17 protein-coding genes, 1 pseudogene and 1 other annotated feature are annotated in these 23,421 nt (G+C 40.0%); of the genes and pseudogenes, 12 read left to right on the top strand and 6 right to left on the bottom strand.

The features are described from left to right. The first annotated feature begins 387 nt into the window (after positions 1-387). Positions 388-522 (top strand): YrzI family small protein, encoded by a 135-nt coding sequence (locus tag NST09_RS12345; RefSeq protein ID WP_008342648.1) that lies wholly within the window; start codon positions 388-390, stop codon positions 520-522. 165 nt (positions 523-687) lie between these two features. After that, positions 688-843: a hypothetical protein gene (locus tag NST09_RS12340; protein ID WP_223255651.1), complete on the top strand. Its 156-nt coding sequence runs from the start codon at positions 688-690 to the stop codon at positions 841-843. A gap of 43 nt (positions 844-886) precedes the next feature. Here NST09_RS12340 and NST09_RS12335 read toward each other — a convergent pair. Beyond that, positions 887-961: pseudogene (locus tag NST09_RS12335) on the bottom strand (YjcZ family sporulation protein); the annotation flags it as partial. 318 nt (positions 962-1,279) lie between these two features. Between NST09_RS12335 and NST09_RS12330 the strand changes: the two are divergent. Together NST09_RS12330 and fdhA are read left to right on the top strand one after the other, a co-directional pair. Then, positions 1,280-1,882: a methyltransferase domain-containing protein gene (locus NST09_RS12330; protein WP_017358090.1), complete on the top strand. Its 603-nt coding sequence runs from the start codon at positions 1,280-1,282 to the stop codon at positions 1,880-1,882. A 428-nt stretch (positions 1,883-2,310) separates the two neighbouring features. After that, the gene (gene fdhA / locus NST09_RS12325; RefSeq protein ID WP_017358089.1) at positions 2,311-3,525 is read left to right on the top strand and encodes a formaldehyde dehydrogenase, glutathione-independent; all 1,215 of its coding nucleotides are present in this window, start codon (positions 2,311-2,313) and stop codon (positions 3,523-3,525) included. 98 nt (positions 3,526-3,623) lie between these two features. Here the strand turns inward: fdhA and NST09_RS12320 are convergent, their stop codons facing one another. Beyond that, positions 3,624-4,517 carry a LysR family transcriptional regulator gene (locus NST09_RS12320; protein WP_019743600.1) on the bottom strand — a complete coding sequence of 298 codons (894 nt, stop codon included), beginning with the start codon at positions 4,515-4,517 and terminating at the stop codon, positions 3,624-3,626. A gap of 130 nt (positions 4,518-4,647) precedes the next feature. Here NST09_RS12320 and NST09_RS12315 point away from each other — a divergent pair, with 130 nt between their 5' ends. From NST09_RS12315 to NST09_RS12295, 5 genes are all read left to right on the top strand, one after another. After that, positions 4,648-6,090 (top strand): alanine/glycine:cation symporter family protein, encoded by a 1,443-nt coding sequence (locus NST09_RS12315; protein ID WP_056705387.1) that lies wholly within the window; start codon positions 4,648-4,650, stop codon positions 6,088-6,090. Then, a complete protein-coding gene (locus NST09_RS12310) occupies positions 6,087-7,244 on the top strand; it encodes an iron-containing alcohol dehydrogenase (RefSeq protein ID WP_342493045.1) in 1,158 nt (385 codons plus the stop codon). Before NST09_RS12315 ends, NST09_RS12310 begins: the two co-directional genes overlap by 4 nt. A gap of 236 nt (positions 7,245-7,480) precedes the next feature. Further along, positions 7,481-8,230 (top strand): glucose 1-dehydrogenase, encoded by a 750-nt coding sequence (locus NST09_RS12305; RefSeq protein WP_017367675.1) that lies wholly within the window; start codon positions 7,481-7,483, stop codon positions 8,228-8,230. A 78-nt stretch (positions 8,231-8,308) separates the two neighbouring features. Continuing rightward, positions 8,309-8,549 (top strand) — a binding site (T-box leader). Positions 8,550-8,604: 55 nt separating this feature from the next. After that, positions 8,605-9,825 carry an MFS transporter gene (locus NST09_RS12300; protein WP_241511306.1) on the top strand — a complete coding sequence of 407 codons (1,221 nt, stop codon included), beginning with the start codon at positions 8,605-8,607 and terminating at the stop codon, positions 9,823-9,825. Positions 9,826-9,895: 70 nt separating this feature from the next. Next, entirely contained in the window at positions 9,896-10,936 is a 1,041-nt protein-coding gene (locus NST09_RS12295) for a 2,3-butanediol dehydrogenase (RefSeq protein ID WP_008342621.1), read from the top strand. Between the two features lie 39 nt (positions 10,937-10,975). On the opposite strand, the gene NST09_RS12290 is transcribed toward NST09_RS12295, so the two are convergent. Genes NST09_RS12290 through NST09_RS12275 form a run of 4 tightly spaced genes read right to left on the bottom strand, consistent with a single transcriptional unit; the run spans position 10,976 to position 14,042 of the window. Beyond that, positions 10,976-11,689 (bottom strand): amino acid ABC transporter permease, encoded by a 714-nt coding sequence (locus NST09_RS12290; protein WP_098680689.1) that lies wholly within the window; start codon positions 11,687-11,689, stop codon positions 10,976-10,978. Between the two features lie 12 nt (positions 11,690-11,701). Then, a complete protein-coding gene (locus NST09_RS12285) occupies positions 11,702-12,400 on the bottom strand; it encodes an amino acid ABC transporter permease (RefSeq protein ID WP_008342617.1) in 699 nt (232 codons plus the stop codon). Then, positions 12,397-13,257: an amino acid ABC transporter substrate-binding protein gene (locus NST09_RS12280; protein WP_142155560.1), complete on the bottom strand. Its 861-nt coding sequence runs from the start codon at positions 13,255-13,257 to the stop codon at positions 12,397-12,399. Before NST09_RS12280 ends, NST09_RS12285 begins: the two co-directional genes overlap by 4 nt. After that, a complete protein-coding gene (locus NST09_RS12275) occupies positions 13,254-14,042 on the bottom strand; it encodes an amino acid ABC transporter ATP-binding protein (protein ID WP_008342612.1) in 789 nt (262 codons plus the stop codon). Before NST09_RS12275 ends, NST09_RS12280 begins: the two co-directional genes overlap by 4 nt. A gap of 120 nt (positions 14,043-14,162) precedes the next feature. Between NST09_RS12275 and NST09_RS12270 the strand changes: the two genes are divergently transcribed. From NST09_RS12270 to NST09_RS12260, 3 genes are all read left to right on the top strand, one after another. Continuing rightward, positions 14,163-15,332, top strand: coding sequence for an acyl-CoA dehydrogenase family protein (locus NST09_RS12270; protein WP_342493044.1), 1,170 nt, complete (start codon positions 14,163-14,165; stop codon positions 15,330-15,332). Between the two features lie 115 nt (positions 15,333-15,447). Further along, on the top strand, positions 15,448-16,236 hold the full coding sequence (gene blaBPU / locus NST09_RS12265; RefSeq protein ID WP_048003296.1) for a BPU family class D beta-lactamase: 789 nt from the start codon (positions 15,448-15,450) through the stop codon (positions 16,234-16,236). A gap of 170 nt (positions 16,237-16,406) precedes the next feature. Then, a complete protein-coding gene (locus NST09_RS12260; RefSeq protein ID WP_342493043.1) occupies positions 16,407-23,411 on the top strand; it encodes a DNRLRE domain-containing protein in 7,005 nt (2,334 codons plus the stop codon). Positions 23,412-23,421 lie beyond the last annotated feature (10 nt).

The raw sequence follows: 23,421 nt of genomic DNA, 5'->3' as shown, positions 1-23,421 counted from the left end.
CAAGAATTACTGTAGAAATTTAGTCAAACACACAAAAATCATCTAATTTACTAAAAACAGGTTTACAAAATGGTGCTTGCTGGATATACTTACAAAGTAATAAAAAACGTAAAGGAGGCTGAAGAATATGTTATTCGTATCTACTTGTGATCAATTCAACAACCAATTTCATCATGTCATCAGCCTGTGGAAGAGCTCGTGTCCTTCCTTTACCTTTTACGGTTCACGCTACAAAACTGTTTAAGTAAACGAGGATTTCACGTATCATCCATCGCAGGTTAGAAGACACTGTCTTTTGATCTGCATTTTTGTGTGCCCGCAGGTCAACTGATAAAGAAGATCTGCGGGCTATTTCGCGTGCTGCGAACTGAAGGGAGGTGAGCGTATATGACAATCCATTTATTTTTTATTACTTTGACGATCCAACGTAAATACAAAGACATTGAAACCGTTCTTTATGAACAACAAGTCGAAACGTTTTATGAAGAAATGAAGCAGAAACAACTAAAGTACATGAACTAAAAAGGACAATAAAAACATGAAAAGGAGGAGATTGACATGTTTATGATGCTTGCAATGCTTGATTGTTATACAAGGGAGAAGGACCAGGTTTAGACACGCTCCACATTGATCACCTGCACATATGATAACCGTAAAAGGAGATTGTGAGGTGATCAATGAATGTCGATGTCACCATATATGAGGTTTCCATCAGTGGGGCACGGATATGCGTCTATTCCGCATTCTTTAAAGCACGGATACGGCAATCCATACAGAATGCAAAGAGAGCAAGAAGAAATGCTCAGACGCTATATGTACAATTATCCAACCTATTGGTATTAAAGAAAAGGAGCAGGAAACGTTATCGTTTCCTGCTCCTTTTACATTAGCAAATCCAGCTTGCACCGATGATGATTAACAAAATGAACAGTACAACAAGCAATGCGAATCCGCCTGCAAAACCGCCACCGTAGCCACCGCAGTAGCCTCCAGAATAACCGCCAAAGCCCATAATCTAGCACCACCTTTATCTAATCAAGATACATTCATAAAATATGCAGCTCATGCGGAAAACGAAATCAATCTGAGCACAATTAATGAAAATGCCTATTTGTTTAAATATTTTTCATGACGTGCGAAACATTTTCAGAAAAGTTGCCGTCTAATAAAAGACAAAGAAATTAGGACTAGGTCTTAACTTTTGTTAGGCGAGAGCCGATATGAAAAGTAAGAAAATTCGTAAATAGTTTTATTTACTGGTGTAAAGCAGGTGTTGACATTGATTCAAAGCTGGATTGGAAAACAAATGAGGGAACCAAAGGGCTTGTTCTCAAAATGGGTTGCCCGCTATATGGAAAAAAATCATCATAATATCAATCAATGGACGATTCAACTCTTAAATATACAAGAAAACGACCGGATTTTAGAAATTGGTACTGGAAGAGGTATGACATTATCTAAAGTAGCGGAAAAACTTGATCGAGGAAAAGTATATGGAATCGATGCTTCGCGTCATATGGTAAAATACGCGAAAAGAAAACATAAGAGGCTTGTCGAGCAGGAAAAAGCCGTTATCACACTTGGAAGAGCTGAGCAATTACCTTTTGAAGACAGATCATTCAATAAATTGTTCACAGTGCAGACCATCTATTACTTGCCAGATATCGAACAAGTTATGAAAGAGGTATATCGTGTTCTTCAAGTGGATGGAGAAGTATTCTTATCTTTTCAAAAGCAGGAACTAATGAAGGAACAAAAACGCTCACAGTCTCTTTCAACGTACAGTGAAGAAGACATCAGCTGTCTTTTTTCAGCGTATCACTTTAGAGACGTCTCTGTTTACCATTATGATACATACATCTGTATCAAAGCCTTAAAATGATGATGAAAATATTTCCCAGGTAATGAACAAGCAATTAAAAAAGGCTCTTCGTCAGAGGAGCCTTTTTGCATGCGATGAAATGGACCATTCGTCAATAAAAAAGACTCTTCACAAGAAGAGTCTTTTGCATTCATTTCATATGTAGGGGCCAGCCAGGTGTGTAAGGAATGATAGTATATATAAGGAATTTGTTTGTCGATTAAGGATACCTGTCTGGCTTATTCCTTATATCGACAATGTTCTGCAAATGTTTAGCTTTTTTTTCAATATTTTCTTTTTTATTTGACTGGAAAGTACATTTTTCTCTCCTAGATAGACATTTGTCACTTACTTTTTGAGTCAATGTGCGGTTAAAAGAAGGAAAAAGCCCGAGAAAGAGAGAATTTTGGGGAGACTTCATTTTTAAACAAAAAGGGAGGAATGAAAACATGTCGGGAAACAAAGGTGTCGTTTACAAAGGAGCAGGAAATGTAGCAGTTGAGGATATTGGATACCCTGATTTGGTTTTAAGAGATGGCCCTGGTGTACCTAAAGCCAATGTTGGACGTAAGTGTGAGCATGGCGTCATTTTAAAAGTGGTGACAACAAACATTTGCGGGAGCGACCAGCACATGGTAAGAGGGCGTACAACTGCGCCTGAAGGACTTGTCCTTGGTCATGAAATTACTGGTGAAGTCGTTGAAGTTGGACGAGATGTAGAGTTTATCCAAAAGGGTGATCTCGTATCAGTTCCATTTAATATTGCCTGTGGTCGCTGCGTCATGTGTAAAGAACAAAAAACCCATGTGTGTTTAAATGTGAACCCCGATCGACCTGGCTCAGCTTATGGATATGTAGATATGGGCGGATGGGTTGGCGGCCAATCGGAGTACGTCATGGTGCCATATGCTGATTTCCAGCTACTCAAATTTCCGGACAAAGATCAGGCGATGGAAAAAATACTTGATTTGACGATGCTTTCTGATATATTCCCGACAGGTTTTCATGGTGCTTATACGGCTGGCGTAAAGCCGGGCTCTACCGTCTATATTGCTGGTGCAGGGCCAGTAGGTCTTGCAGCAGCGCATTCCGCTCAGCTCCTTGGCGCTTCTGCTGTCATCGTCGGCGATCTTAATGAACAAAGGCTCGAGCAGGCGAGAAGCTTTGGCTGCGAAACGATTAACTTACGAAAACATGATCGAATCGGTGAACAAATGACAAACATCCTTGGAGAGCCAGAAGTCGACTGTGCGGTCGATTGTGTCGGCTTTGAAGCTTCAGGTCATGGAGATCAAGGAGAAGCACCAGCCACTGTTTTAAATACAATTATGGATATTACCAAAGTTGGCGGTAAACTTGGAATTCCAGGACTTTACGTCACAGAAGATCCAGGTGCTGTGGATGAAGATGCAAAAGTTGGATCTCTGAAAGTGCGAATTGGACTTGGCTGGGCCAAAGCCCATACCTTTGTGACAGGCCAAACCCCTGTCATGCAATATCACCGCAGCTTGATGAAATCTATTTTAAGCGGAAGAGCACAAATCGCCAAAGCCGTTAATGCAACCGTCATTTCCCTAGATCAAGCCCCTAAAGGATATAGCGATTTTGATTCGGGTGTGGCGAAGAAATTTGTGATTGACCCGCATGGCATGATTTCTAAATAATGATCCATCGAAAAAAACTTACAGGATTTTTCCTGTAAGTTTTTTTGTTTGTTACATATAAAAAGATGAAGCTTTTCTGCTACATTCCATGTCAATTGTTAGTCGTGCCTGAGTATATAATCCTCTGTTAAATCAACAAACGCCTTCAAAGCAGGAGACATCCATTTATTTTTATGCCAGAATAGTTGGATTTTCGTTGTGAGACAGGGTCCCATCCAATTGATTTTAATCATATGGCCTTCTGTTATTTCTCTTTTTATAGAAATTTCGGGAAGTACAGCAATTCCTAGACCAGCCATTACACATTTTTTTATGGCTTCTACATCTGCTAGTTCTAGTTTACTTCTCGGTTTTGCTCCTGCCTGTGTCAAAGAGTGTTCGAAGGCATAACGATAATCGCAGTCTTCGGTTAACAACAATCTTTGCTCGTCTAAATCGATAGGATATACTTTTTGTTTTTTGCTCAATGGATTTGTTGGACAGCATACAATCGCCATCGGTTCATCTTTTAATTCTTTTACAATTAAATGTGAGGATACGACAGGATTCATCGATAATAGGGCGACATCAATTTGTCCTTCCAGTAATAGATTTAAAACATCCTTTTCAGCTATTCCGGGACGAAAAATCAGTTCTACTTTAGGATACGTTGTTTGAAAGTCCGTTAAAATATGAGGAAGTCGATAGGTACATTGTGTTTCAGATGCACATATTCTCAAAATGCCGCTTGGCTCACTCATCCCACCAACAGCCTCTAATGCTTCTCCTGTTAAACCTAAAATCTTATCCGTATAATCTTGAAACTTCATGCCAGCTTCTGTTAAAATGACCCTTTTTCCAAGCCTTTCAAATAGAGGGGTTCCTAGCTCTTCTTCTAATGCAGCGATATTTGCTGTGATACTAGATTGAGCATAGCCAAGTATTTGTGCTGTTTTTGTAAAGTTTAATACTTTTGATGCTGTTTGGAACATCATCAGTTGCTTTATTTCCAACGTCAATCCCTCCTAAATCGGATGAGCCGATTGATGCAATCAGAAAACTTCTATAGATAGATCATAACATTTTTACTATGATAAAAGTAGGCGCTTTCATTATTTAGAATGTTCAGATTTTACAGGGGGGATGGCTTTGTTTGAAACGATTGTCAATTCAATAAATGACTTTTTATGGACATATATTTTAGTCGTTATGTTAATAGGGATTGGAATCTACTTTACGGTGAGAATGAAGTTTATGCAAATTGTCTTACTAAAAGAGATCTTCCGTTCTATTTTTGAAAAAGCCCCAAAAATAAAAGGGAGTCAAGACATTTCTTCAATGCAAGCTTTCTTTATCGGAGCAGCGACGAGGATTGGAACTGGAAATATGGCAGGTGTTGCTATTGCCATCACAGTTGGTGGTCCTGGAGCTATTTTTTGGATGTGGTTTGCAGCAGTTTTAGGGGGAGCTTCTGCATTTGTCGAAAGCACACTCGCTCAAATATATAAAGTGAGAACAAGTGATGGTTTTAAAGGGGGGCCAGGCTATTATATACAAAAGCAATTTGGACTGAAATGGCCAAGTAGGATCTTTGCCTTTTCTGTTATTCTTAGTTTTGGCTTGATTTTTAATGCAGTACAAACGAACACCATCACAAATGCCTTTCGATATTCATTTGGTATCAGTCCAATTGGTATGGGGGTATTCGTAACCATTCTTACGGCTCTCATCATTTTTGGTGGTGTAAAGAGAATTGCCCGCTTTACCCAAATCATTGTGCCAATCATGTCCTCGTTTTATATTATCTTAGCACTTTATGTGATAGTGACAAATATCGCTGATGTACCCGCAGCATTAGCAAGTATTATGAAAAGTGCGTTTGGATTAGAGCAAATGGTTGGAGGCGGAATCGGCGCTGCAATAATGAACGGTGTCAAACGCGGTTTATTTTCCAATGAAGCAGGAATGGGAAGTGCGCCAAATGCAGCAGCTGCTGCCCATGTTTCACACCCAGTAAAACAAGGGTTTGTTCAATTATTAGGCGTATTTTTTGATACATTAGTTGTTTGTAGTTGTACAGCATTTATTATTATGCTATCAACAGTAGAAACAGCAGGTGATTTGTCAGGTATTGAAATCACTCAAGCTGCAATGGCGCAGCATTTCGGTTCTTGGGCTAGTATTTTCTTAGCATTTGCGATCTTTACTTTTGCATTTAGCTCCATTGTAGGTGGCTACTATTACGGTGAAGCCAATATCGGTTTTATTCATCACAGTGTAACCGCGCTATTCGTGTATCGAATCACTGTTTTAATGATGATTATGTTTGGTGCTCTCGCCAACTTACAAATCGTTTGGACGTTAGCGGACTTGTCGATGGCGATTATGGCCATTGTTAACTTGGTTGCCATTGCGATTTTAGGCAAATTTGCTTTTGCGGCTCTAAATGATTACATGGGACAAAGAAAGGTAGGAAAGAACCCTGTTTTTTACGCTTCTACCATTCCAGGTTTAAAAGGAATAGAATGGTGGGGAGCAGAAAAACAAGCGATTAAATCAACAAATGAAGGGGTAGAAAATCAATGATAAATTTTGAATATGATTGTCATACGAAAATGATCATGGGGACTGGAAAATCTAAAGATATTGCCTCTATTGTAGAGGACATTGTATTGCCTAGTGCTACAATTATGATTGTAACTGACCCTGGTGTAAAAAGCGCAGGATTGGTGACGCCTATTGAAGCCTATTTGCAAGAAGCTGGTTATTCCGTTGTCGTCTTTGATCAAGTATCTCCAAATCCTAGAGATCATGAATGTCTAACGGGTGCAGAGCTCTTTAGAAAAGTACAAGCATCAGCGGTTATTGCGATTGGTGGAGGAAGCCCAATGGATACGGCAAAAGCCATTACTTTATTAGGTCCAAATGGCGGTAATCCTGAAGAGTATATAGCAGGCAAGAAAGCGTACACAAATGTATCACCCTTAATTTGTATTCCAACCACGGCTGGAACTGGCTCTGAGGTGACCCGTTCATCTGTGATTACGTTAGCTGCTTCACATAAAAAAATCACCTTAAAACATGCCTTGCTTCGACCAACTATTGCGATTTTGGATCCTGCTCTTACTTCTACGGTGCCAAAAAGTATAACAGCGGCAACAGGTGTTGATGCACTGGTACATGCGATTGAAGGCTATACATGTAAAGAAACAAACCCTATTTCTAAGGCGATGGGGGCAAGCGCAATGAAAACCATTGTGACCTATTTACCGAAGGCGTATGAAGACGGATCTGATTTAGAAGCAAGATACAAAATGCAGGAAGGCAGTTTACTCGCTGGCTTATGCTTCGGTTCCGCTGATGTAGCAGCTGTGCATTGTTTAGCCGAAGCGCTCGGAAGTCTTTATGATACACCTCATGGTATCGCAAATGCTGTATTTTTACCTTATGTCATACAATTTAATGCAGCTGAAAACAAATCATTGCACATAGAGCTTGCAAACATCATGGGCTTTGCAGATAAGACGGATGCAGATGATGTGGCGATTCAAAAATTAATGGATGGTATATATACATTCACAAAGAATTTAGGTATTCCATCACTAAAAGAATTATCTTATGTAAAAGTAGAAGATTTTGAAAAAATGGCTGAACTAGCAGAACAAAACAACTCTACAAAAAGCAATGTTCGTGCCGTTACGAAAGCGGACTACTTAGATATACTAAAGGCTGCTTTTTAATATAATCATACAGAAAAAGAGCCGAATAGAATGACTGAATGATAAACACAAACTTTCCTAGACTTTACACAAGAAGCAAACGACTATGTCGTCAATATGGAGAATTACAAATATACCACCCTCCTAATGTATGATTTAGGTGGTGGTTTTTCTATGTCCCATTTGACTAGGTATCATGTATACATGAGTGGTATGATAGACGACAACATCTCATGAGAGAAAGGATAGGATAAACGATGAATTTTCACAATAAAACAGTCGTTATCACTGGCGCAGCCAATGGAATTGGTGAATCGATCGCGTATGGCTATGCGAAAGAAGGGGCGCGTGTCGTGCTTGCGGATATTGACGAAGAGAAGGGCAAGCGCTTGGAAGATCAGCTGAAAAAGGAGTCCTTTGAGGCTTTTTTTAAAAAAACGGATGTGAAACAAGAGAAGGATATTCAAGACATCATGTCGGCTGCTGTGGCTCGTTATCAAACGATCGATATTCTCATCAATAATGCAGGGGTTATGTGTACAAAATCGCCTTATGAGCTAACGGTTGATGAGTTTGATCATGTGCTGCATACAAACCTACGAGGTGCTTTTTTATGTGCAAGGGAAGCGGCACGTTATATAAAAGAGAATCAATCAGGCGGTTCTATCGTTAATATCTCATCCACTCGCGCGACCATGTCAGAACCAGATACAGAAGCGTATGCTGCATCAAAAGGCGGGATATCAGCACTTACTCATGCGCTGGCTGTTTCCTTTAGTCAGGATCATATAACAGTAAACAGCATTTCCCCTGGGTGGATTGAAACGAAGGATGAGAAAAATTTGCGAGAAATTGACCATCAGCAGCATCTTTCCAATCGAGTAGGAACGCCAAAGGATATTGTCAAAGCTTGTTTTTATTTAACAGATGAAGACAATCAATTTGTGACAGGAACAGATTTGGTTGTTGATGGCGGCATGACTAGGAAAATGATTTATGCGGATTAACATGAAAAAAACATTGACGCCTTGACGGAGGCGCAGTACAATATGTAACAATTCAGCTGAAGATCGTGATGAAAAAAAGATAAAGCGCAAATAGAGAAGAGTATGTAATGGCTGCCTCACACAGAGAACTCCGTAAAGCTGAGAAGGAGCTGGGAAGCGTTACAGAACCAAGCCTCTTAGCTTTGCACCGGATTCATTGTGATGGTGGTGCAGCGGCATTCTCCCGTTATAGAGAAGGGTTAGCGATAACCTGCTGAGGTTCATCTGGTAACAGGTGAATGAACTGAGGTGGCAACGCGGAGTCAATCCCGTCCTCAAGACAGAAATGTCTTGGGGGCGGGATTTTTTTTGATGAAAAAAAGGAGGGCACTACGATGAAAAAACATTGGCGGGATATGAGCATGTTACTTGGAGCGATTGGTATTGCGAACATAGGAGAATGGATTTATATGATTGCTCTCCACCTGCTGATTTTTCAGGAAACGGGCTCCGTTCTTGCTGTAACAGCCGTCTATATGTTAAGACCTGTCTCGGCTCTTTTAACAAATAGCTGGTCTGGTAGTTTAATAGATAGACTGAATCAGCGGAATGTCATGATCAGTCTAGATTTATGCCGGGCCATTCTGATTGCTTGTTTACCCTTTGCCTTATTTTCAGGCCACTTATTGATCGTATATGTGATGCTATTTCTCATTCATATGGCACAAGCCATGTTTCATCCAGCTTCGATGGTGTATATGACAGCACTAATCCCGGCGGATAAACGAAAACGGTTTAATGCCATTCGATCTTTGCTTCAGTCTGGTGGATTTTTACTCGGACCCGCCGTAGCAGGGTTGCTTTTTCTCATTGGTACACCAGTCCTTTCAATTTATGTAAATGCAATCTGCCTTTTGATATCTGCTGTTTTGACGATGTGTTTACCGATTTTGTCAAAAGCAGCCGGGGCACAAAAGGGCTTTTCTCTCTCGGTATTAAAGGAAGATGCAAAACTTGTATTTCGTTTCAGTCTCACATCCAGGCAAGTGATGGCCGTGTATTTATTATTTAGTGCCGCCATCACAGTGCTGCCGACTGCCATTGACTCACTTGAAGCAGCTTTTGCAAAGGAAGTGCTGATGTTGACCAATACCGAATATGGGTTTCTTGTCAGTGTAGCTGGAGCAGGGATTATCGCAGGGGCATGTCTCAATACGGTCATTGTCGAAAGGCTGCCTATTTCAGTGATGCTTGGTGCGGGTAGTTTGTTTGTGGCTTTTGGATACTTGATCTATGCTTTTTCGAACACATTGACTATCGCAGCAGCTGGCTTTTTTGTTCTCGCTTTCTTTTTAGCATTTGCAAACACCGGTTTTATGACTTTTTATCAAACGAATATCCCGGTAGAGGTCATGGGGAGAGTGGCAAGTTTTTATGCGTTATGTGAAGCAGTTCTGACGATGATCATGACAGGAATATGCGGCGCATTGGCGCATGTGTTATCGATACGTACTTCTGTCATAATTGGCTGCCTATGTATGCTTCTTATTTGTCTGTTGCTATGTTTTGTCATTTTTCGTCCATTGACTGTCAAAAAAATAGTGCATCTTACTTAGAAAATTAAAAAAATTATGTTATCATTATTTAAGTAAGTTAATTAAATTGATGAGAAAAGGAGTCTTACAAATGAAAGCACTACGCTGGCACGATCAAAAGGACATTCGACTAGAGGAAATTGACGAACCAACAGTTGCTCCAGGAAAAGTGAAACTGAAAGTAAAATGGTGCGGCATTTGCGGTAGTGATTTACATGAATATTTAGGCGGACCGATCTTCATTCCTGTGAACGAACCTCATCCACTTACAAAAGAAAAAGCACCCATTACATTGGGACACGAGTTCTCTGGTGAAATTGTAGAAGTTGGAGAAGGCGTGAGTAATTACAAAGTAGGCGATCGAGTGGTTGTTGAACCTATTTTTGCAACTCACGGGCACCAAGGTGCTTACAACTTAGATGAAAACATGGGCTTCTTAGGACTTGCTGGTGGCGGTGGAGGATTCTCTGAATATGTATCTGTCGATGAAGAATTACTTCATTTGTTACCAGACGAAATTTCATATGAGCAAGGTGCACTTGTTGAACCTTCTGCAGTTGCTTTATATGCCGTTCGTTCTAGTAAAGTACAAGCTGGGGATACAGCAGCTGTGTTTGGCTGTGGACCAATCGGTTTACTTGTCATTGAAGCATTAAAAGCAGCTGGTGCTACTGACATTTATGCAGTGGAATTATCAAAAGAGCGCCAAGAAAAAGCAAAAGAACTTGGAGCGATCATTGTAGATCCTTCTCAGTATGAAGATGTTGTTCAAGAAATCGCACGCCGTACAAATGGTGGAGTCGATGTTTCTTTTGAAGTGACTGGTGTACCTGTTGTATTGAAGCAAGCAATCCAATCAACTAGAATTTCAGGTGAAACAGTCATTGTAAGCATTTGGGAAAAAGGCGCAGAAATTATGCCGAATGACATTGTCATTAAAGAACGTACAGTCAAAGGAATCATCGGCTACAGAGATGTTTTCCCATCTGTATTAAACTTAATGAGAAAAGGCTATTTCTCTGCAGACACACTCGTCACGAAGAAAATCAAGTTGGACGATGTGATCGAAGATGGCTTCCATGCATTAATCAATGAAAAAGATCAAGTGAAAATTTTAGTCAGTGCTGAATAAGTAGGACGATAAAGAGAATGGCAGATGCCGTTCTCTTTTTTAACGTCCAAGAGATTTTCCGTACACGCTGACTCGTTTCTCTAACAAAGCAAAAGCGAGTTCAAAGAAAATACTAAGCATCCAATAGATCAAAGCAGAGACGAGATACGTTTCTAAAAACTTGTAGCCGTCATTTGCAATGATGCGAGAGATTCCCATGATTTCCAGTACACCAATTGTAAACGAAAGGGACGTGGCTTTTAACAGCTGAATGAGCTGATTCCCTAGGTTTGGCAGGGCAACCACAAACGCTTGCGGTAAAATAATGCGAATCATCGCCTGTCTGGTGGTCATGCCAACGATTTTCGCCGCTTCAAGCTGCCCTCTATCTACCGCAAGGAGTGCGCTGCGGACCACTTCTGTTAAATGTGCGGCTGAATGCAGGCTGAAGGTGATAAGGGCAACGGTAAGCGGGGAGACCATATCCGGGTGAAAGGTCAACCCAAAAGTGCTGTTCATTTTGGTCAGAACAAATGGAATGCCATAAAAGAAAGCAAACAACTGAACAATGAGAGGTGTTCCTCTAAAAAATGAGACATAGAGTGTGACCATCTGGCGGAGCACAGGGATACGAAAGAGGCGAATGAAAGCAAAAACAGATCCAATCAAAAGGCTCACAGCCATAGAAACAAGTGCAATCAATAAGGTAAAGGGAACGCCTTTTAGAATATGTGGTATTTGGTCAATCGCAAATGATATATCAATGGTTTGCATCAAATCGCCTCCTTAGCGTGACAGGCTGGTACGGCCTTTCACAAATTTTCTTTCCAGTAGCATCGTGATCAGTTCTATACTGATGCAAATCAGCCAATACACAATTGCAATGATAACGTACACTTCAAACATCCCTATCCCGTAGTTATTGCCTAGGATGATTTTGACCTGTCCCATCATATCAATGAGTCCGATTGTAAATGCAATGGCGGTATCTTTCACGAGATCAATGGTGTAATTTCCGAGGTTCGGAAGTGCAATGAGAAAGGCTTGCGGAATAATGATCCTCATTAATGCCTGCGTATCTGTCATCCCAACAATGTAAGCTGCTTCAAGCTGATCTTTCCCAACAGAGGAATATGCACTGCGAAAGACTTCAGATAAATAAGCGCCCGTATGTAACGAGAATGTGATCATCACAAATAACACACGATCCCAATGATTGATTTGAATTCCCGCCATGAGTAAAAGCTGAGGCAGGCCAAAATAAATCAGAAATAACTGAACAATGAGCGGTGTACTTCGTGTAAATGACAAATAAATGACCGCCAATTGTTTCAGCACTGGAATTTGTTTGATTCGAATGCAAGCAAACAGCAATCCGATGATGATGGCAAAAAACAATGACACCACAATCATAAGAAATGTGAGTGGCAGGCGATCAACCACCTGTAAAAAGATTCTTAGCCAATCTCCAGCTGTAAACGTCATGGCGCTTCCTTCCTTTCTTCATATTGATAGCCTTGCTCTGATATATAGTCAATATCTTGAAAGAAATCAACGCCAAACCATTTCTTCGCAAGATCAGGTAATGTTCCGTCTTCTATCATCTCTTGTGTCACTCGGTCCAATTCTGATGCTAGTTTCTTTTGACTAGGCTGTAAGACAAGATAAATAGGTTCCTTTGAGACAATGCCGCCCACTTTGACTTTCAGGTGAAGATGTTTTTGAATCGTATCAAAGGTCGAAATATTCATAAAAGCCGCATCGGACCTTCCACTTTCGACTCGTTTTAAATTGAGTTCGTTTGAAGGGCTTTCAATGGTCGTGAGCGGAATTTTCCGATCATTTTCTTCATTATATTGATTTAATATGGAACGAAGGCCGCCGCTAGGACTGACGGGAGCGAGCTTTTTTGATGTCATATCGTCTAGAGATTGAATATCTTGCTCTGATTCATTCACAATTAAACCTGTCATCGAATAGCCGTATGGAACCTTAGGATAAAGAAAGCGTTTTTCACGTTCAGGATTACTAAAAAACCAATTAGCCGCCATTTCAAATTTCCCAGCGCCGATCCCAATTAAATTGGATTCTTCCTCGCCAAAGATATAATCAAAATGTATGTGTGGCAAACGTTTCTCGACTTCATTTAAATAATCGATGTTATAGCCAATCGGTTCGTTGCGGTCATTTGTGGCTAAAAAAGGCGGATTGACTTCTGCGCTTAGTGCGACTTTGACAATTTGTCTGCCATCATCTGTTGTTGTTTTCACACTGCTACAGCCAATGAGAGAGAGGAGAAACAGAAGGATACTAGCGGCAGTGAATAAAGTCTTGCGCTTCATCTGTCTTCCTCCAATCCTTGCCACATCCCGCGATGAATTCTTGATAAAAATTGTTTCGTCCGTTCATGCTGAGGCTTCATCAGGACGTCTTCTGGTGAGCCTTTTTCAACGATTTCCCCATCTGCCATAAAGATCACTGTATCCGCTACATCCTTTGCAAACGAGATTTCATGCGTCACAATGACCATCGTCATGCCTTGACTCGCAATATCTTTCATCATTTCAAGGATTTCTCCGACCATCTCTGGGTCCAGTGCGGACGTTGGTTCATCAAACAAAAGCACCGCAGGATTCATGGCAAGCGCACGGGCAATTCCGATACGCTGCTGTTGACCTCCGGATAATTCACTTGGAAACGCATCTTTTTTATGAAGCAGCCCAATTCGCGTTAACAATTGCTCTCCGATTTTTTCCGCCTCTTTTTTAGACATGTTTTGAGACACAATCAATCCTTCTGTGATGTTTTCAAGTGCTCGTTTATTTTGAAACAAGTGATAATGCTGAAACACCATAGACGATTGCTGTCTGAGTTTTAAAAGATCTTTTTTTCGATATTGTTCAAATTGAATCGTGGCTTCTCCAACTGTCAGCGTTCCTTTGTCTGGGATATCAAGGCTGTTTAAACTGCGGAGAAGTGTTGTTTTTCCTGATCCGCTCGGTCCAATAATGGCGACCACTTCACCTTCTTGTACGGTGAAATCAATTCCTTTTAACACATGAGTTGACCCATAGGATTTATGTAGATTAGTAGCAGAAATCATAAAAGCATCACGTTCCTTTGACATATGTACTTAATATTGATAAAATTTAACACATTAAATCCTATAAGTAAAGTGTGTTTTAATAATACCTATTGGATAAATCGGATATGATAGATTGCGAGAAACAGAGGAGTTGGATACGTTTTGTCTAAAGCATTATTTGTCGATACAGATTTTCAAAAAAATTGGCTAAATCAACTAGAATCCCTTCGTGAAACGATCGAACATTCTGCAAAAGAACATGATGAGGGTGCCTATTTTCCTAAACAGAATATCGAATCATTAGTAGAACTGGGCTATACAACGTTGTCTCTGCCTGTTGAGTACGGGGGCGGGGGTCAATCTGTAAAGGATATGGTCCTTTTTCAAGAAACACTAGGAAGTATGGATGGAGCAACTGCCTTATCGATCGGCTGGCACCAAGGAGTTGTTGGTGAAATTTATGAAAAGAAACTATGGAATGAGAAGCAGCTGCAATTTTTTGCTAAAGAAATCAAGAATGGGGCTCTTGTGAACCGGGCCGTCAGTGAGGCGCAAACAGGGAGTCCAACAAGAGGAGGCAAACCTGGAACAACTGCAACGAGATCAGGAGATCATTGGGTGATCAGTGGCAGGAAAACATTCACAACGATGTCACCAGCACTCACATATTTTCTCGTCGGTGTATGGATCGAAGAAAAAGAAGCGATGGGCTTCTTCTTAATTCACCGTGATACAAAAGGTGTTTCTATAGAAGAAACGTGGGATGTTGTTGGCATGAGAGGAACAGAGAGCCATGATTTAATTCTAGATCATGTGGAAGTTCCAGATGACATGTTGGTTGAAGTGCAAAAAGGACCTCGGGGCGGTACGTTAAACCCTTGGATCGCACATATTCCTTCCTGCTATTTAGGGATTGCACAAGCGGCAAGAGACTATGCTGTTCAGTATGCCATCACCCATTCACCGAACAGTATTAGCGGAACGATTAGCGAACTGCCAAATGTCCAAACACTGATTGGAGAAATTGATTTACTACTAAAGCAAGCACGCCATGTCATCTATTCAACGACAACATTGTATGAGCAGCCAGAGAAAAGAGAGCTGTTAATCAATGAATTCGGTGCTGTGAAGCATACAGTCGTCAATTATAGTCTGCAAGTGGTCGATAAAGCCATGCGTTTAGTCGGTGCAAAAAGCTTAAGCCTTAGCTGTCCGCTTCAACGTTACTATCGAGACATTCGTGCTGGCCTTCATAACCCACCAATGGACGATATGACCATTTCGAAAATTGCAAAGCAAGCGATTGAAGAGAAAAAATGGAACGTACAATAAACAGAAAGCCGGATAAAACCGGCTTTTTTTATTGAAAAAAAGGACGACCGGCTCTTATTTCTGATCAGTCATCATGCTACAATCGATTGCAATCATGAGCAAAGAGGGTGATTGTTTGCAAAAAAAGAAGATGAAATGGCTGATTGCTGGCGTGATGCTTGCAGCACTTTGTATGAGCAAGCCTGCATCAAGTGAAGGAACATCTCCAAAATGGTCCGTCGATGAATTCATGAAAGAGCGGGAAGGCACATTTGTGATTCAAGAAGTAAAAGAAAAATCACCATGGGTGTATAACAAAAAAAGAGCGAACAAGCGCTTTGCACCTCAATCAACATTTAAAATAGCAAATGCCTTAATCGGACTTCAAACTGGTGCAGTTAAAGATGAATACGACATCAAATATTGGGACGGAGTAAAAAGAGAGATTGATAACTGGAATAAGGACCATACACTGGGCTCTGGCATGAGAGATTCAGTCGTCTGGTATTATCAAGCCATGGCACGTGACATCGGGGAAGAACGCATGGGCCATTGGATAAAAGCCATTCATTATGGGAATCAAGACATATCTGGCGGAATTGATCAGTTTTGGCTAAGCAGTACGTTGCGCATTTCTCCAGTAGAACAAGTCCATTTCCTTAAGCAGCTATATGAAGAAAGTCTCCCATTTGACCTATCGGTTATGAGAACCGTCAAACGAATGATGATACAAGAAGAAGAGAAACACGCCACGCTATACGGAAAAACAGGCTCCGGATCAGGAATCGGCTGGTACGCAGGCTTCATCAAACATGAAAACAAAACCTACATCTTCGCCACAAATATAGAAGGCACCGGACTAGAAGCAAAAGAAATCACCTATCGTATTTTGAAAAAATATCATTTGGTAGAAGCATCCGTTTAGGGTGCTTTTTTTTATGAGTGAATTTGGGGATATATTGATAAAAAGATGATACTTGGGTTAGTTTGAAAGGATGATATATTTTTAGAAAAATATTGAAACGTTATCTTAAATATATTATGATATATGACGTATTGTTACAAATGTTACAAATATATGATAAGGAGATTAATATGAACCTAAAAAGAAAAGTAAATTGGAGAAGAAATATTGCAGCGCTTCTGGCCTTTGTGATGCTTATATCAATGTTACCTTCTGACATTTTTGCAGAAGAACATGTAGAAAATACAAAATCAAGTCATAACAGCATGCCAGAAACAGACGATTCAAAAACCCTTGAAATAGCAGGGATTGATGAAGCTGAAATTGGTAAAGACGGAGAAGTTCTTTCGGAAAGAACAGCCAATAGCAAACTTTTCTATGAAGGAGAGGGAGTATTTACGCAAGAAGTATATCCTGACCCCATTCATATAAAAGAGTCACCAGATGCTGAGTGGGAGGACATCTCTCCAGAGTTAAAAGCAACTTCGAAAAAAGAAATAGAAACGGAAAATGCAAGGTTAGATTCAACCTTTCAAAAACAAATGAAGCAAGGGCTTTATGCTACATTCGAACACAAGAAGCATCAAATTGAATTTTCAATTTTAAAAGCTTCAGGAACAAACAAATCAGAAATTCGTTCCAAAGATACCTCTGCACAATTTAAAGAAAACACCAACGAACTTACATACGAAGAGGTATTTCCACATATTGATTTACGATCATTTACTTTTAATGAAAATATCAAAGAAGATATTGTACTCAAACGATATGATGGCTACAATTCTTTTACATTTAAAATAAAGACAGATCTAACTGGAGAAATTGAGGAAGATGGTTCTATTAGATTCTTTGATCAGAAAAAACAGACCATTTTTCAAGTTCCAAAACCGTTTATGACCGATTCAAATCTAGATGAAAAGTCAGGCGAAGTGGCTCGATCAGAAGATGTGAGCTTTGAATTGCAAAAAGAAGATGATGGCTATTTACTTCGTGTAACTGCTGATGAGAAATGGCTTAAGGATCCTGAACGAGTTTATCCTGTGTCTATCGATCCATCGACTTCTTTATCTGTTTCATCAGACACATTCATTATGAGTGCATACCCAACAACAAACTATTCAACATCTACGCAAAAATGGGATGCTAATCTGAAAAGTTATGTCCTGAAAACCGGTTATTATGATAAAACAACTGGTACAAACTACGCGTTCATGAAGTTTAATTCATTCAAACCGATTCAAAATATGAATGTAACAAAAGCGACGCTCAAAACGTATGTTGCTCATTCATATTACGGGACGAAAGCAACTGGTCTTTGGCTTGATACAGTGAATGCCAACTATGATCATACAAAGCTAACATGGAACAATAAACCAAGTTCTAAAAACATCGGTAAGGCCAACGTATATAAAGGACAATGGGCGAGTTATGATGTGACATCGACCATCAAAGCTTGGAATAGCGGAACAGCTAACTATGGCTTTAAATTACATGCTAATGGAAATGGACAAGACCATTGGAAAAAAATAATCTCATCAACAAACTCTACCAATAAACCAGTCATTGAAGTCACGTATACGATTCCACAAGCAAATGCACCAACTGTAAAAGGTTTTAGTAATGGAAATGGGACAGGTTACTTAAACTTAAGTTGGAAAAAGGTGTCTGGCGCAAAAGGTTACAAAGTGTGGCTATACAACGGAAAAGAATATGAAGCCATTTCAGTTGGAAATGTAGCATCATGGAGTACAAAAGGAAAGAATATTTGGCCGACAGCAAGTGAGATTGCAGCTAAGAAATATAAACTTCATTTAGATGGAAAAGGGGGGACAGAATTAGCAGTTGATCCTTCCCCGGTTTACAAAACCTCAGGTGGTAATTATGCGACAAGCAAAAATTATTGGGTAGCTGTAAGTGCGATTTTTGACCAAGGTGAAGGCGCAATGTCAGCAAAAGTAAAACCTGTCGTGCCGAATGTGGCTAGAGCGAAAGCACCTAGTACAAAAGGATTTAATAATAATAACGCAACAGGTTACTTTGATCTTTCTTGGACTTCAGTTTCCGGTGCGACCGGTTATAAAATACAAATGTTTAATGGGAAAAGCTATGAGACATTGGATCTCGGTAATCAAACATCATGGTCAACAAAAGGAAAAAAAGTATGGCCAACAGCTGCTGAAATTAAAGCAGGTAAATTTGCATTGCACCTCCAAGATGGAAAAGGGGCTGAGCTTCCAATTCATCCTGGTGCGACTTATAAAAATGCTGGAGGAGATGCGGCTCAAAAACATTATTCCTTCAGAGTGATTGCCTACAATAAAGATGGAGAAGCTATTGCTTCACCGCCATCTGGACCAACTTTACCTGATCTATCTAGACCAAAAGCTTTATCTGGATATGCTTATACGAATACGAAAGAGAGCCAAACAGGTTATATCAATTTACATTGGGACAAAGTAAAAAATGCAAAAGGATATAAAATTAACATCTATAATGGTAAGGCATATCAATCATTTGATGTTGGTGATGTCGATCATTGGACAACACAAAATAAGAATATTTGGCCGACTCCTACTGAAGTTACAAGTGGGAAATATGTGCTTCATACAGATGGTAAGGGCGGGGAATTAGCGCTAGACCCTTCACCAGTATATGAAAATGCGAATGGAAATTATAAAGGACGCAAGAACTACTCCTTTACTCTTTCCGCCTACGATGCAAATGGAGAAACCATTCCGACACCTGCCTTTAACCCGACATTCCATGAAGGTGCCGAATTCCTTGGGACAGAGGATTACTGGTCGATTATTGATATACCAGACGGCCAGCTGAATGGTGCAACTGGTAATGTGATTGTCAGTGAACAAGAAATGTCGATTGATGGAAGAGGACCAGGACTTGGAATTGGTCGAACTTACAACAGTTTAGATGCTGCTGACCACCTGTTTGGACAAGGGTGGTACGCAGATGTAGAAACTAGTATCACGCCAACAAAAGAAGGTGCCATCTATCTTGATGAGGATGCCACAACTCATATTTTTACAAAAAAAGCAGATGGTACGTATCAACCACCAACAGGTATTTTCCTTGAATTAACGGAATCAAAAGATGAATACATGTTAAAAACGAAGGATCAAACCTTTGCGCACTTTAGTAAAAACGGTGGGAAAATCACCAAGATTGTAGATGGACATAAAAATACAACGACATACAAATATAACGAAAACAATCAGCTCATATCAATGGAAGATGCATCTGGCCGAAAAATAACGATGGAATATGATGAAGATGGTCATATCACCTCGGTTCAAGGACCAAAAGGGAAAAAACTTTCATTTGAGTATGATGCAGGCTTACTAGTAAAAGTCATTGATTCAGATGGAACGAGTATCTCATATGAATACGACAAAGAAGGAAAATTGATTAAACAATTCTCTCAAAACAGCACAGAAGATCAGCCTGTTTTTACAGAATACCAATATGAAAATCACCGTTTAGTCAAAGCGATCAATGCAAAAAAAGAAACCTTTGAGTATGCATATGATATGTCTAAAAAGACACTCATGCTGACGCAGCCAAATGGTCGAAAAATACAGTATACGTATAACGAAGCAGCCAATCCAATTCAAGTTGTAGATGATGCGGAAGGTTTGAAGATTACGACCAAAACCAAATATGAAGGAAATCAAATCGTTGAAGAAGCGGATCCGAATGATGTAGAAAAAGGAAAAGCTACAGAAAGCTATTCGTATGACAAAAATGGCAACGTCATTCTGGCGAAAGATGCTTACGGGACAGAAACCTACGAGTATAACAAAAACAATGATGTTACTAAAGTGAAAGATACAGAAGGAGATATTACAGATATCGCCTACGATGGATTAGATGCTGTATCTGAAACGGATCAAAGTGGAAATATGTCTTCAGCCAGCATTTATGACTCGTACGGGAATTTGGTACAAACGAGTAAAGAACTTGCTGCAGGTGCGAGTATATTGAAAAATGGCAGTTTTGAAGATACGCTAACTGGCTGGAAGCTTACAGCATCTAAGGATGAAGGGAAATTAGCGCAAACAGCTGGGAAAAGTGGTCCGTTATCTGGCGGCAGAGTATTAGAGGTCAGTTCACAGTCGACCACTGAAGGAACTGAACTTGGCTATTCTTCTGCTACTCAAGAAGTGACACTAGAGCCAAATACGACGTATACACTTAGTGGGAAAATAAAGACAGAGCTAACAAAAGCAAGAGCATTTTTTAACATCGATTTAAGAGATACAAACAACAAACGAATTCAATGGATCAGCAACGGTTACAGCACATTATCAGGCAAAAACGATTGGACAAAACGCCAAGTCACGTTTACGACGCCATCTCATGCAGGTAAAGCTGTGATCTATATGGAAGTGGATCATCGAGATAAGGCTGGAAAAGGAAAAGCCTGGTTCGATGAGATTCAGCTGGAAAAAGGCGAAGTTTCATCAAGTTATAATCCAGTCAAAAATAATTCCTTTACGGATAAAACAACAAGCTGGAGTGGGTCAGGTGGTTCATTAGATAATGAAGAAGGCTTTAACGATGACGTTTCGTTAAAAATGACCAGAACATCTTCATCTCAAGCGAATGTCATCTATAAACAATCTGTCCCGATTGAACAAAGTGCGAATGATCAATCTGTGTATGTCACCTTGACTGGGATGTCTAAGTCTGAAGATGTCAAAGCCTCAAATGAAAATGATTACTCACTTCAAGCGTCCGTCACGTATACAGACGGCACAACAGGAACGTTTAATGCAAAATTCCCAACCGGTACACAAGAATGGAACCGAGCGGCGGTTGTCATACCAAAAACAAAACCATTGAAAAAAGTCGACGTTCAGATTGTTTTCCAAAAAAGCGCGATTGGAACGGTTTGGTTTGATGATATCCGTCTAGTAGAAGGTAGTCTGTTAACGAAAACTACTTACGACGAGAAAGGGAACTATGCTGTTAAAGAAGAGGATGAGCTTGGTTACTCATCTCAATCTGCCTACGACGAAACGGGCAAAAAGCTTTCAGAAACAGATGCGAAAGGCGAAAAAACAACATTCGAATACGACCAGGCAGACCAGCTGAAGAAAATCACTTTATCTAACGGGACATCCATTGTGAGAACCTACGATAAAGAGGGCAATGAACGGTCGAAAACCATTCGTGCTGATTCAGATCAGACGTATCAATTTGAATATGACCTGATGGGCAAATTGACGAAAACCATTGATCCTTTAGGAAATGTGTTAAAAAGTGAATATGATGCGAATAGCAACTTAATCAAAACCATTTCTGCTAATGGACATGAAGTGTCTCTCACGTATGATGGAACAGACCGAGTGAAATCAAAATCATACAATGGGACAGAAAAATATCACTTTAGCTATGATAAAAACGGAAACGAAACAACGGTTGTTAACAAAGAACAAAACACAACCAAAAACAGAACGTTCGACCAACAAAACCGCATCACAAAGTTAACAGAGCGTGGCAGCAGCCAAACTTGGACGTATCCAGCCAATTCAGATAAACTGAAATCCTTTGAGTGGACACACGGAAATCAAAAAGGAACGAACCAATTCAGTTACAATAAGCTTGATCAAATGACGCAGATGAAGGATTCGAGTTCTACGTATTCGTTTGATTATGATGAAAATGGAAATGTTCAGTCCTTTATTACAGGTAACGGCAGTGGTGCTAGTTTTGCTTATGATGAGCGCAATTTAATTAATGATTTGCACATTGGAACAAGCCAAGGGGCAACGATCCTAAACGAAGCTTACGAATATGATCAAAGTGGAAACAGAATAACGGTTGATCAAGGAAGCAACGAAAAGATTCGTTATGAATATGGAAAATTAGATCAATTGATAAAAGAAACTTATCCAGATGGCACGGTCATTGGATACACATATGACGGGTTTGGAAACAGAAAAACCGTCACGACTGAAAAAAATGGCACTAAAAAAACAATCAACGCATCATTCAACATCATGAACCAACTGACAAAAGTAAATGATGAGACTTTAACTTATGACAAAAATGGCAACCGAACGTCTGACGGACAATTCCTTTATGAATGGGATGCAGAAGATAACATAACGGCCATCAAGAAAAAAGGCGAAGACAAGCCATTTGTCACTTACAAATATGATGAGCGTGGATATAGAATTCAAAAAACAGTGAATGGAAAAGTCACCAATTACTTTTATGACGGCGACAGCCTGAATGTTTTATACGAAACAGATGGAGACAACGAAGTCACAAAAGCATACACATACGGTGAGAGTGGACAACTCCTTGCATTCACGCAAAATGGAAACAAATATTTCTATCACTACAATGCACACGGTGATGTCATGGCCATCACAAATAGTGCAGGAAAAATCGTTGCTGAGTACGAATACGATACATGGGGCGTTCCAACAAAGGTAAAAGAAGATGAAGAAGTAAAAGGAAACCCATATCGCTATGCTGGTTACCGCTTCGACGAAGAAACAGGACTTTACTATTTAATCGCCCGCTACTATGAACCGAGAAACGGCGTATTCCTATCACTTGACCCAGACCCAGGAAGCGATGGAGATGCACTAGATCAAAACGGATATACCTATGGAAACAACAACCCAGTCATGAATGTAGACCCAGACGGCCATTGGGTATGGTTTGTTGTCAATGCAGGATTTGCGGTATATGATGGATACAAAGCACATAAATCAGGGAAAGATTGGAAAGGTGTAGCGGCTGCAACCGTATCAGGATTTTTGGGTGGTGGAAAATTAAAGGGAGCGAAAAGGGCTTATAATTTTGCGAAAAGCAGTGGGAAACGAAAAGTAAAGAGTGTTGATTGGGACCATATCAAATCAGGTCACTCTGCAAAATCTAAAAAGAAAAATAAGGGGAAATTTAGAAGTAATAAAACATTAAAAAGAACTACACGGGATACCTTGAAGACGGGAAAGGCTAGAGCTGGGAATAAACCTGGCTCAACAGTTTATGAGAAAACTTATAAAAAATATGTTGGTGTCAATGGGAAAGGAAAAAAAACAAAGAGAGTTAGAGTGGTAGTCCAAAAAGATGGTACTTTAAGAACAAGCTTTCCATATTAGGAGTTGAGAT

Origin of the sequence: Bacillus sp. FSL W7-1346, assembly GCF_038593335.1 — a bacterium.
In the GTDB taxonomy this organism is placed as follows: Bacteria; Bacillota; Bacilli; order Bacillales; family Bacillaceae; genus Bacillus; species Bacillus altitudinis.
This window is presented reverse-complemented; position numbering and strand designations above follow the sequence as displayed.